Genomic DNA, 14214 nt, shown 5'->3' with positions numbered 1-14214 from the left:
GGTCAGTTAGATAAGAAGCCCAGAATCAATGAACAATTAGGAGAAACATACGTGACTAAAGATATTCGTGTGCGTTATGCACCAAGTCCAACTGGACTACTACACATCGGAAATGCTCGTACAGCATTGTTTAACTACTTGTATGCACGCCACCATGGTGGAACCTTTATCATCCGTATCGAAGATACGGACCGCAAACGTCATGTCGAAGACGGAGAGCGTTCCCAGCTTGAAAACCTTCGTTGGTTGGGCATGGACTGGGATGAAAGTCCAGAGACACATGAAAACTACCGCCAGTCTGAACGTTTGGAATTGTATCAAACATACATCGACCAACTCTTAGCTGAAGGAAAAGCCTACAAGTCTTATGTGACAGAAGAAGAGTTGGCGGCAGAACGTGAACGCCAAGAAGCAGCAGGTGAAACACCTCGCTACATCAACGAATACCTTGGGATGAGCGAAGAAGAAAAAGCAGCTTACGTTGCAGAACGTGAAGCAGCGGGCATCATCCCTACGGTTCGTTTGGCAGTGAATGAGTCTGGTATCTACAAGTGGCATGATATGGTCAAAGGCGATATCGAATTTGAAGGTGGCAATATTGGTGGTGACTGGGTCATCCAGAAGAAAGATGGCTACCCAACTTACAACTTTGCCGTTGTCATCGATGACCACGATATGCAAATCTCTCACGTTATCCGTGGGGATGACCACATTGCCAATACACCAAAACAGCTCATGGTTTATGAAGCACTTGGTTGGGAAGCACCAGAATTTGGTCACATGACCTTGATCATCAATTCTGAAACTGGTAAGAAGTTGTCTAAACGGGACACCAACACCCTTCAGTTTATCGAAGACTACCGTAAGAAGGGATACCTTCCAGAAGCAGTCTTTAACTTTATCGCTCTGCTTGGTTGGAACCCTGGTGGGGAAGACGAGATCTTCTCTCGTGAAGAACTCATCAAGCTCTTTGATGAAAACCGCCTCAGCAAGTCTCCAGCAGCTTTCGACCAGAAGAAGCTAGACTGGATGAGCAATGACTACATCAAGAATGCAGACCTTGCGACCATCTTTGAAATGGCCAAACCATTCCTTGAAGAAGCAGGTCGTTTGACAGACAAGGCTGAAAAATTAGTGGAACTCTACAAACCACAAATGAAGTCAGTGGACGAAATCGTTCCATTGACAGACCTCTTCTTCTCAGACTTCCCAGAATTGACAGAAGCAGAACGAGAAGTCATGGCTGGTGAAACGGTTCCGACTGTACTGGAAGCCTTCAAAGCAAAACTCGAGGCCATGTCAGACGATGAGTTTGTGGTAGAAAATATCTTCCCACAAATCAAAGCAGTCCAAAAAGAAACAGGTATTAAAGGGAAGAACCTTTTCATGCCGATTCGTATCGCTGTTTCTGGAGAGATGCATGGTCCAGAATTGCCAGAGACCATCTACTTGCTTGGACGCGAAAAATCCATCCAACACATTGAAAAAATGTTGGAAGAAATTGCAAACTAAGAAATCAAACGGAACACAAAAATGTGTTCCGTTTTTTTTAATTTTTATCAAAAAATTTTCCCGGATGGTCACGAAATTACACATTGAGTCACTGAAAATTAATGAAAACGTAATATTCTAATATATTGGTAATTTTTTGTATCAAATTGCTTGAATTCGCAGAGTAAAGGTGTATAATGATAGATGGTAAATTATGAATAAAGGAGAACCAAATGTTTTTTAAGCGTTCAAACGGAGATTTCCGTGAAACCGATCGAGTGACTCGTTTCAAATTGATCAAGTCAGGTAAGAACTGGTTGCGTGCAGCTACTTCTAGCTTTGGCTTGCTCAAGGTGATTCGTGGTCAAGTCGAAGAGACTGTTGTAGCTGAAGTGCGTGAAGACGCAGTGTCAGTTAAGGAGATGACAAGCAGAGGCTTGTTAAAAGGGATTGTAGCGGCAGGGGCTGTCCTCGGGGCTGCATCTATTGCGAACACAGGACATGCTGACGAAGCAGGTAATGATGTTGCGACTGCATCAGAATTGAATGATCAAGCTCTTGCTGAAACAGATAGCTTGGTTCTTGGTTCTGTATCTACATCTGATTCAGTATCTGTATCAGAAGAAAAAGTAGAGTCTCAGAGTGAATCAACTACTGAATCAACAACAGAATCAGCAAGTCTTTCAACTTCTGCAAGTGCCTCTATCTCTGCATCAGTATCTACTTCATTGAGCGCACAAGGTTCAGCTGAACTTTCTGCAGCTCTTAGCGAATCTACTGTAGCAGCTGGCTCTGAAGCAAGTGTAGAAAGCACTACAACAGTAGCGAAAGCTGAAGATAAAGTTGTTTTGGAACAAAACACTTCAGAAGCAGCATTGTTGAACAAGATTGCAGGAGACTATTCAGCAACTATTTCAGCACCAGAGAAGAAAGCATTACTTGATGCGGCCATCGCTAAAGTTCAAACTGAATTGACAGCAAGCAACAGCTTGATCAACGCCAATGCATCAGCGCAAGCATACGCAGACCAACGCGAACGCTTGAGCAAGTCAGTAGATGACATGATGGCAACTTTGACTGCAGCAGGCTTTACTGGTAATACAACAGTGAATGGTGCTCCAGCAGTCTATGCACAGTTGGCACCGATTTCAACAAGCACTAATGGAACGACAGTTCCAGTCATTACAGATCCTAATGGCGCAAACATTGAAGATGCTGCTTTCAACAAGGCTGGTTACGCCTTGGATCCAAACGCAGATCGTTATACCTTTGGTGTATGGCAATTCCTTAAGACAGATCATGCTTCTGGCAATAAGACTTATTTTGATTACTACGCTACTCTTTCAGTAGACCGTTCAGCCATTACTGGTAACCTTTCAGCTAACCCAGATGTACATTTGCGTATTGTGAAGAAATCTGATGGTACTGAAGCTTATACACGTACCATTCGTGCTGGAGAAAGCAATATCTCTCTTCCAAGCTACATCACAAACAACAACTCTGATGTAACCAATACTTTGACTTACACAGGTGCTAACGGAACTGATCCAGGTAACGTGACCTTCTCATTGGTCAACGCTAACCTTGAGTATGAAACTCTTCAAATTCGCGACACCAACTACCCAGGTAACGAAAATGAAGACAAGCCAAACGTTCAAACTTCGGTTCCTTATGCAGTTGCTGAGCAAACAACTCACTATAAGCTTATCCAAGGTAACTCTACTCCAGGTCAACTTTACAAACCTACTGGAAGTGAAACAGATCTGGCAAGCTATACGCAAAAAGGTATTGCAGGTCAACAATTTACAGCTTCAGACAACCGCGATATCCCTGGTTACAAACATGTAGCAGCAACAACTGACTCAACTCAAAAAACATCAGGTATCCTTGGTAAGGGTGTTGTCGGTCAAAAACTGGTCGAACTTCAAGGTGGCGCAAACCACTACTATGTGAAACGTATTTCTGAAATCGTTGATACGGAAGGTTCAACTGTAACGAAATTCTACGCCCTTGATCCATCTCAAGTTAATAACTTTGCTACATCTGATATTGGTACAGAAGATGTATCGAAATACACACTCATCTACACAAGTAAAGTTAATAAGGCTGGTGAAGAGTGGAAAGCTGATGAGACAAAAGTTACAAAAGTAAACAGCAAAAATGCTGACTACTATATTGAAGTCAACGAAACAGCTGGAAGTAAATCACTCATTATCACTGGTTGGCAGTCTGCTACTGAGACAGATACTTATAAACAAATGGACGGAACTCTACACACTTATCCACGTCCATTCAAAGGTGCTCCAAGCACATCATTGACACCTGCCGGAGCTGGTAATAACAGTTACAACGTTATTGCTGGTAAAGTTCCAGAAATCCAAGCAGAAGGATCTGTTGCGAATGACCCAACAGCACCAAATGGTAAAGTATACTCTGATTTGAAGGGTTATTCATCATTCTCAAACAACTACTCAATTCCAACTGCGATTAAACCATCAACTGATGTGAACTATTACTTCGAGAAGATGAATGATTCAGAGTCTGCTTCTCAATCGCAATCCTTCTCAAACTCTGCATCACAATCTGAATCAGAAGTGGTATCTAAGTCACAATCTGTATCTCAATCACAGTCAGAAGTAGTGTCTAAGTCACAATCACAATCTGAATCAGAAGTAGTATCTAAATCACAATCAGTGTCACAATCTGAATCAGAAGTAGTATCTAAATCACAATCAGTGTCACAATCTGAATCAGAAGTGGTATCTAAGTCACAATCTGTATCTCAATCAGAGTCAGAAGTAGTGTCTAAGTCACAATCACAATCAGAATCAGAAGTGGTATCTAAGTCACAATCTGTGTCACAATCAGAATCAGAAGTAACCTCTAAGTCAGTATCAGCAAGCCAATCAGCTTCAGCATCTGAGTCAGAAGTAACATCTAAATCAGTATCGACTTCACAATCACAATCTGAATCAGAAGTAACCTCTAAGTCAGTATCAGCAAGCCAATCAGCTTCAGCGTCTGAGTCAGAAGTAACATCTAAATCAGTATCGACTTCACAATCACAATCTGAATCAGAAGTAACCTCTAAGTCAGTATCAGCAAGCCAATCAGCTTCAGCGTCTGAGTCAGAAGTAACATCTAAATCAGTATCAACTTCACAATCACAATCTGAATCAGAAGTAACCTCTAAGTCAGTATCAGCAAGCCAATCAGCTTCAGCGTCTGAGTCAGAAGTAACATCTAAATCAGTATCGACTTCACAATCACAATCTGAATCAGAAGTAACCTCTAAGTCAGTATCAGCAAGCCAATCAGCTTCAGCGTCTGAGTCAGAAGCAACTTCTAAGTCAGTATCAACTTCACAATCACAGTCTGAATCAGAAGCAACTTCTAAGTCAGTATCAACTTCACAATCACAGTCTGAATCAGTATCAGCGAGCCAATCAGCTTCAGCATCTGAATCAGTATCAGCAAGTCAATCAGCTTCAGCATCTGAATCAGTATCAGCAAGCCAATCAGCTTCAGCATCTGAATCAGTATCAGCGAGCCAATCAGCTTCAGCGTCTGAATCAGTATCAGCGAGCCAATCAGCTTCAGCGTCTGAATCAGTATCAGCAAGCCAATCAGCTTCAGCATCTGAATCAGTATCAGCAAGCCAATCAGCTTCAGCGTCTGAATCAGTATCAGCGAGCCAATCAGTTTCAGCGTCTGAATCAGTATCAGCGAGCCAATCAGTATCTGAGTCAGTAAGCACATCTATTTCACTTTCTAACTCACTTTCAACTTCGGTATCTGAGTCTTCATCAAACTCTTCATCAAATTCTGAAAGTGAAACACCTAAACAAGGTGAAGTTATTATCACTTACGTAGATACAAAAGGTAAAGTGCTTAAAGACCCTCGTCAAGATACACCAAACTCACCATATGACACACCATATAACACTACTGAGGAAGGTGAAAAACCTGACACCATCAAGACAACAGATGGTAAGACATACAAGATCGTACCACAAGGTGACTACCCAGTAGGTAAGGTCGATGGCGATGGCCACTTGGAATCATCTGATCCAATTAAAGGTAAAGTTGATAAACCTAAATCAATCATTACTTATGTATACCAAGAAGTGGGTAATGTTTTCGTTCATTATAAAGATACTGAAGGCAATACTATTAAAGATTCCGTAAAAGATGAAGAAGAACAACCAGTAGGTAAAGATTACGATACAGTAGTAGACAACCGTCCACAAGAGATCGAATTCCAAGGTAAGACTTATGAGTTGGTACCAGCAGGTAACTACCCAGTAGGTCAAGTCGACGAACAAGGTCACTGGACAGGTGATGATAATACAACAGGTAAAGTGATCGAAGGCGATAAGAATGTAACCTATATCTACAAACTTAAAGAAGAGCCAGCACAACCTAAGGGTAACGTTTATGTTCACTATAAAGATACTGAAGGAAACACTATCAAACCATCAGTAACAGATGAAAAAGCACAACCAGTAGGTAAAGATTACGATACAGTAGTAGACAACCGTCCACAAGAGATCGAATTCCAAGGTAAGACTTATGAGTTGGTACCAGCAGGTAACTACCCAGTAGGTCAAGTCGACGAACAAGGTCACTGGAAAGGTGATGACGCTACAACAGGTAAAGTGATCGAAGGCGATAAGAATGTAACCTATATCTACAAACTTAAAGAAGAGCCAGCACAACCTAAGGGTGAAGTTATCATTACTTATGTAGATGAGAACGGTAAAGAGCTTCAAAAACCACGTCAAGACACACCAAACTCACCATATGATACTCCATATGACACAACTGAGGAAGGTGAAAAACCTAACACAATCAAGACACCAGATGGTAAGACATACAAGATCGTACCAAAAGGTGACTACCCAGTAGGTAAAGTCGATGGAGATGGCCACCTTGAATCATCTGATCCGATTAAAGGTAAAGTTGAAAAACCAAAATCTGTTATCACTTATGTCTACAAAGAAGTGAAAGAAGAGCCATCTAAGCCTAAGGGTGAAGTTATCATTACTTATGTAGATGAAAACGGTAAAGAGCTTCAAAAACCACGTCAAGACACACCAAACTCACCATATGATACTCCATATGACACAACTGAGGAAGGTGAAAAACCTAACACAATCAAGACACCAGATGGTAAGACATACAAGATCGTACCAAAAGGTGACTACCCAGTAGGTAAAGTCGATGGAGATGGCCACCTTGAATCATCTGATCCGATTAAAGGTAAAGTTGAAAAACCAAAATCTGTTATCACTTATGTCTACAAAGAAGTGAAAGAAGAGCCATCTAAGCCTAAGGGTGAAGTTATCATTACTTATGTAGATGAAAATGGTAAAGAGCTTCAAAAACCACGTCAAGACACACCAAACTCACCATATGATACTCCATATGACACAACTGAGGAAGGTGAAAAACCTAACACAATCAAGACACCAGATGGTAAGACATACAAGATCGTACCAAAAGGTGACTACCCAGTAGGTAAAGTTGATGGAGATGGCCACCTTGAATCATCTGATCCGATTAAAGGTAAAGTTGAAAAACCAAAATCTGTTATCACTTATGTCTACAAAGAAGTGAAAGAAGAGCCATCTAAGCCTAAGGGTGAGGTTATTATTACTTACGTAGATGAAAATGGTAAAGAGATTCAAAAACCTCGCCAAGATACACCAAACTCACCATATGATACACCATATGATACAACTGAGGAAGGTGAAAAACCTAACACAATCAAGACACCAGATGGTAAGACATACAAGATCGTACCAAAAGGTGACTACCCAGTAGGTAAGGTCGATGGCGATGGCCACTTGGAATCATCTGATCCGATTAAAGGTAAAGTTGAAAAACCAAAATCTGTTATCACTTATGTCTACAAAGAAGTGAAAGAAGAGCCATCTACACCAACTGGTAACGTCTATGTTCACTATGTAGATGAATTTGGTAACACACTTAAGAATTCTGTAACAGACGAATATGCACAACCAGTAGGTAAATACTACGATACAGTAATCGATAACCGTCCGAATACAATCATCACACCAGATGGTAAGATCTATGTATTGGTACCAGCAGGTAACTACGCTGTAGGTAAAGTTGACGTTGATGGACATTTGACAACAACAGATTCAGCTACAGGTCAAGTCATCAAGGGTGATAAGAATGTCACTTATGTGTACAAACTTGTGAAGACTCCAACACCAAATGTACCAGTGGATCCAACTCCTGAAAAACCAGTGGATCCAACTCCAAACAAACCGGTAGATCCAACTCCAAACAAACCGGTAGATCCAACTCCTGAAAAACCAGTGGATCCAACTCCGAATAAACCAGTAGATCCAACTCCAGTTAACCCTACTCCAGAGCAACCAGCTAAACCAGCTCCAGCTCTTGAGCAACTTCCAAATACTGGTGAAGCTCAATCAGTAGCTACTGGCGTACTTGGAGCAATCGCAGGTCTTGCAGGTCTTGCAACACTTGGTCGTCGCAAAAAAGAAGATGAAAAATAATTCATCTTACTAGAGTGAATGACTAGCTTCCGTTTTGGAAAGAAGAGTCGTCGCTTTTGACAGCTATAGTAGCTTGTAAAACCTAAAAAAGAGGGAACAAATCGTTCCCTCTTTTTATTTGTATAAGGCAAAAAACTGTGAGAAGTGAAAGAAGAAGTGATCGAATAAGCTTCGGATGAGTCAATCTTCAGGATGCAAAAATTTGAAGATCTATAAGACTACCTTTAAAAAATTGATAAATTAGGATTGAAAACGACTTCGTATTTTTGGAAGAAAAAGCAATTGAAAATAGTTTAAATAAAGTAAATTATCAGAAATTTGACAAATTCAAAATATGAGTTACTTTAAGTTACATTTAAACTTAAAAAGTGTATAATAATACGTTAGTAAAAATCATAGGAGTAAATCGTTCATGTTTTTTAAACGTTCAAATGGATCATTTCGTGAAACCGATCGTGTAACCCGATATAAATTAATCAAATCCGGGAAAAATTGGCTTCGTGCAGCAACTTCCAACTTGGGTCTTTTTAAAGTAGTCCGTGGTCAAGTTGAAGAATTAGTCGTAGCAGATGTAGTTGCAGAATCCATGACAGTGAAAGAAGCCTCAAGTCGGACCTTGTTGAAGGGGATCTTAGCAACGGGGGCTATTCTTGGTGGGGCTGTCGTGACGACAGCGGCTCAAGCTGATGAAACAGGTGCTGAAACAACGACAGCATCTGAATTAGATACTGAGGCACTTGCAGAAGCAGATAGTGTGGTTCTAGGTACAACTTCTGTATCGGAATCGGTATCAGAGCAGAATGTTGAATCTACATCAGTTTCTGAGAGCACATCTGTATCATTGTCAGAGTCTGTATCAAGCTCTATCTCACTTTCATTGAGTGAACAAGGTTCTAAAGAGTTGTCCTCAGCTCTTAGTGAATCAACTGTTGCTGTAACTGAGTCAGAAGGTACGGAAGAAACCAAGCAGTCACCTGCTACGACTGATGAAAGAACTGTCTTGGCACAAAATGTTTCAGAAGCAGAAATTTTGAACAAGTTAGCTGGAAATTATTCATCGAATTTGACGATTTCAGAGCGTAAAGAAGCCCTTGAATCAGCGATTGCCAAAGTCCAAACAGAATTGACAGCTAGCAATAGCTTGATCAATGCCAATGTTTCTGCACAGGCTTATGCTGAGCAACGCGATCGTTTAGGAAAATCGATTGATGAATTGATGGTTACCTTGAATGCAGCAGGTTTTACTGGCAATACAACTGTCAATGGTGAAACGGCTATCCAGGCGACTTTGAACGTTGCAACTGGGGAAACCAAGCTGCATGTAGGATCAGGAGTAGATACCAACTATAAGATTCCAATTTACTATAAGCTAAAAGCTTTTAACGATGGAACAACAGTGACCTTTACGTATACGGTCACTTACGATAACCCTGAAACACCTGGTGTAGAGAAACCAGCAGCTTTATCCTATGGCTATTCGATCTATAATTCAGGAACCTCAACACAAACGATGTTTACCTTAGGCAAGGGCTTTGGATCTCCTTCTAATGTAACAAGTTATATTACGGATTCACAAGGGAATAAAATTAGTAATCTGAAGGCTAATACGACACCGATTGTGAAGAAAGATGATGGCTTTACTTGGGCAAATGGACACCAAATGAACGGTTATCAGGCTAAGCAAGGGTACGGCCTCACATCGACTTGGACGGTTCCAGTCACTGGAGCTGATACTTCCTTCACCTTCTCTCCTTTTGCAGGTAAAACAGATAACAATAAAATCAATTTCTTTAGTGGTAGTAAGGTTATTGAATCTGAGGTGGATACGACCAGTCAATCGATGAGCCTATCAAGTAGCCTTTCGGAGAGCACATCAGAAGTGGTATCAGAATCCATCTCTCTCTCTGAAGAAGCATCCGCTTCCTTATCGGAAGAAGCCTCATCCTCACTTTCAGAATCACAATCAACAAGTGCTTCAGAGTCAGAAGAGGCCTCTGCTTCATTAAGTGAGTCAATCTCAGAAGAAGCGTCTGCATCACTTTCAGAATCACTATCAATGAGCGCATCTGAATCAGAAGAAACATCTACCTCATTAAGCGAATCAGCGTCAGAATCTGTTTCAGAATCACAATCAGTGAGTGCATCAGAGTCAGAAGAAACATCTACCTCATTAAGTGAATCAGCGTCAGAATCCGTTTCAGAATCCCAATCAGTGAGCGCATCAGAGTCAGAAGAAGCCTCAACTTCACTAAGTGAGTCGGCATCAGAGTCAGTCTCAGAGTCACAATCAGTGAGTGCATCAGAGTCAGAAGAAACATCTACCTCATTAAGTGAATCAGCGTCAGAATCCGTTTCAGAATCACAATCAGTGAGCGCATCTGAATCAGAAGAAACATCTGCCTCATTAAGTGAATCAGCGTCAGAATCCGTATCAGAATCACAATCAGTGAGCGCATCAGAGTCAGAAGAAACATCTACCTCATTAAGTGAATCAGCGTCAGAATCCGTTTCAGAATCACAATCAGTGAGCGCGTCTGAATCAGAAGAAACATCCACATCCTTGAGCGAATCAGCGTCAGAATCCGTATCAGAATCACAATCAGTGAGCGCGTCAGAGTCAGAAGAAACATCTACCTCATTAAGTGAATCAGCGTCAGAATCCGTATCAGAATCACAATCAGTGAGCGCATCAGAGTCAGAAGAAACATCTGCCTCATTAAGCGAATCAGCGTCAGAATCTGTTTCAGAATCACAATCAGTGAGCGCGTCTGAATCAGAAGAAACATCCACATCCTTGAGCGAGTCGGCATCAGAATCTGTGTCAGAATCACAATCAGTGAGCGCATCAGAATCAGAAGAGACATCTGCCTCATTAAGTGAATCAGCGTCAGAATCCGTTTCAGAATCACAATCAGTGAGCGCATCAGAATCAGAAGAGACATCCACATCCTTGAGCGAGTCGGCATCAGAATCTGTGTCAGAATCACAATCAGTGAGCGCATCTGAATCAGAAGAGACATCTACCTCATTAAGTGAATCAGCGTCAGAATCCGTATCAGAATCACTATCAATGAGCGCATCAGAGTCAGAAGAAACATCTACCTCATTAAGTGAATCAGCGTCAGAATCCGTATCAGAATCACAATCAGTGAGCTCATCAGAGTCAGAAGAAACATCTACATCCTTGAGCGAATCAGCGTCGGAATCCGTTTCAGAATCACAATCAGTGAGCGCATCTGAATCAGAAGAGACATCTACATCCTTGAGCGAATCAGCGTCAGAATCGGTCTCAGAATCACAATCAGTGAGCGCATCAGAGTCAGAAGAGACATCTACATCCTTGAGCGAATCAGCGTCAGAATCCGTATCAGAATCACTATCAATGAGCGCATCAGAGTCAGAAGAAACATCTACCTCATTAAGTGAATCAGCGTCAGAATCCGTATCAGAATCACAATCAGTGAGCACATCAGAGTCAGAAGAAACATCCACATCCTTGAGCGAATCAGCGTCAGAATCCGTATCAGAATCACAATCAGTGAGCGCATCTGAATCAGAAGAAACATCTACTTCCTTAAGTGAGTCAGCGTCAGAATCAGTCTCAGAATCACAATCAACAAGTGCATCAGAGTCAGAAGAGACATCTACCTCATTAAGTGAATCAGCGTCAGAATTTGTTTCAGAATCACAATCAGTGAGCGCATCTGAATCAGAAGAAACATCCACATCCTTGAGCGAATCAGCGTCAGAATCCGTTTCAGAATCACAATCAGTGAGCGCATCAGAGTCAGAAGAAGCCTCAACTTCACTAAGTGAGTCTGCATCAGAATCTGTGTCAGAATCTGTGTCAGAATCCCAATCAGTGAGCGCATCAGAGTCAGAAGAAGCCTCAACTTCACTAAGTGAATCTGCATCAGAATCTGTGTCAGAGTCTCAATCAGTGAGCGCTTCAGAATCAGAAGAGACATCTACCTCATTAAGTGAATCAGCGTCAGAATCCGTTTCAGAATCCGTTTCAGAATCACAATCAGTGAGCGCATCAGAATCAGAAGAAACGTCTACCTCATTAAGTGAGTCGGCATCAGAGTCAGTCTCAGAATCACAATCAGTGAGCGCATCTGAATCAGAAGAGACATCTACCTCATTAAGTGAATCAGCATCAGAATCCGTTTCAGAATCACAATCAGTGAGCGCGTCTGAATCAGAAGAAGCCTCAACTTCACTAAGTGAATCAGCATCAGAATCTGTGTCAGAGTCTCAATCAGTGAGCGCTTCAGAGTCAGAAGAAACATCTACATCCTTAAGTGAGTCGGCATCAGAATCTGTGTTAGAATCACAATCAGTGAGTGCTTCAGAATCAGAAGAGACATCTACCTCATTAAGTGAATCTGCATCAGAATCTTTGTCAGAATCACAATCAGTGAGCGCATCAGAGTCAGAAGAAGCCTCAACTTCACTAAGTGAATCTGCATCAGAATCTGTGTCAGAGTCTCAATCAGTGAGCGCATCAGAGTCAGAAGAAGCCTCAACTTCACTAAGTGAGTCTGCATCAGAATCTGTGTCAGTATCAGCATCAGCAAGCGCGTCAGTATCAGCGTCTGAATCAATGAGTGCATCAGCATCAGCATCAGCATCAGAGTCTGCATCAGCATCAGAATCAGTATCAGAGTCTGCATCAGTTTCAGAATCAGTATCAGCATCTGAATCAGCATCAGCATCAGCAAGCGCATCAGCGTCTGAGTCAGCGAGCTCGTCAGCATCAGCATCAGCAAGCTCGTCAGCGTCAGCATCTGAGTCTGCATCAGCATCAGAGTCTGCATCAGTTTCTGAATCAGTATCAACAAGCGCATCAGCATCTGAGTCTGCATCAGCATCAGAATCAGTATCAGCATCAGCAAGCGCATCAGCATCTGAGTCAGCGAGTGCGTCAGCATCAGCATCAGAGTCTGCATCAGCATCAGTATCAGTATCAGTATCAGCGTCTGAATCAATGAGTGCATCAGCATCAGCAAGCGCGTCAGCGTCTGAGTCAGCGAGCGCGTCAGCATCAGCATCAGAGTCTGCATCAGTTTCAGAATCAGTATCAGCATCTGAATCTGCATCAGCATCAGCAAGCGCATCAGCGTCTGAGTCAGCGAGCGCGTCAGCATCAGCATCAGCAAGCTCGTCAGCGTCTGAATCAATGAGTGCGTCAGCATCAGCATCAGCGTCTGCATCAGTTTCAGAATCAGCATCAGCGTCTGAATCAATGAGTGCGTCAGCATCAGCATCAGCATCAGAATCAGAATCAGTATCAGCGTCAGCATCAGAGTCTGCATCAGTTTCAGAATCAGTATCAGCATCTGAATCTGAATCTGCATCAGCATCAGCAAGCGCATCAGAATCAGTATCAGCGTCTGAATCAATGAGTGCATCAGTATCAGCATCAGAGTCTGCATCAGCATCAGAGTCTGCATCAGCATCAGAGTCTGCATCAGCATCAGAATCAGAATCAGCGTCAGCATCAGAGTCTGCATCAGTTTCAGAATCAGTATCAGCATCTGAATCTGCATCAGCATCAGCAAGCGCATCAGCGTCTGAGTCAGCGAGCGCGTCAGCATCAGCAAGCTCGTCAGCGTCAGCATCTCAGTCTGCATCAGTTTCAGAATCAGTATCAGCATCAGAGTCTGCATCAGCATCAGAATCAGTATCAGCGTCTGAATCAATGAGTGCATCAGCATCAGCAAGCGCATCAGCATCAGTAAGCTCGTCAGCGTCAGGATCAACAACGACTTCAGTAAGTACATCAAGTTCTGAATCGACAATGACGTCAATAAGTGCGTCAACTTCTTATTCAGCTTCAATGAGTCAGTCTAGATCACAATCTGAGTCATTGTCACAATCTGAATCGTCAAGTTCTTCTCAAAAATATGAGGGGTCAGAAGTCGCTCTTCCAGAAACTGGAACAGCAACGTCAACAGATATGTTTGTAGCTGGAGCATCGGCGCTTCTTGCAGGTATTGCTGTCTTGGGTCGTCGTAAGAAAAAGGATGAGAATTAATCTATCAAAATCATTCTATTTCTGGCTACAGATGAACTTAGGATTTAAAAATAAGTGAAAGCAAGTCTCGAAAGAGATTTGCTTTTTTCTAGTGAAAATCAACTATGAAAGAATAGTCAAATATATTGAAAATGA

Annotated in this window: 3 protein-coding genes; all 3 read left to right on the top strand. The window is 42.0% G+C overall.

Features of this window, described 5'->3' with window-relative positions; genetic code table 11:
* Positions 1-51: 51 nt before the first annotated feature.
* On the top strand, positions 52-1512 hold the full coding sequence (gltX, locus tag E5S68_RS07240) for a glutamate--tRNA ligase (protein ID WP_135782933.1): 1461 nt from the start codon (positions 52-54) through the stop codon (positions 1510-1512).
* A gap of 212 nt (positions 1513-1724) precedes the next feature.
* Positions 1725-8039 carry an accessory Sec-dependent serine-rich glycoprotein adhesin gene (locus E5S68_RS10545; RefSeq protein ID WP_167470839.1) on the top strand — a complete coding sequence of 2105 codons (6315 nt, stop codon included), beginning with the start codon at positions 1725-1727 and terminating at the stop codon, positions 8037-8039.
* A 412-nt stretch (positions 8040-8451) separates the two neighbouring features.
* On the top strand, positions 8452-14079 hold the full coding sequence (locus tag E5S68_RS10905; RefSeq protein ID WP_135783113.1) for an accessory Sec-dependent serine-rich glycoprotein adhesin: 5628 nt from the start codon (positions 8452-8454) through the stop codon (positions 14077-14079).
* Positions 14080-14214 lie beyond the last annotated feature (135 nt).

It is taken from the genome of Streptococcus rubneri, assembly GCF_004785935.1.
GTDB classification, from domain to species: Bacteria; Bacillota; Bacilli; order Lactobacillales; family Streptococcaceae; genus Streptococcus; species Streptococcus rubneri.
This window is presented reverse-complemented; position numbering and strand designations above follow the sequence as displayed.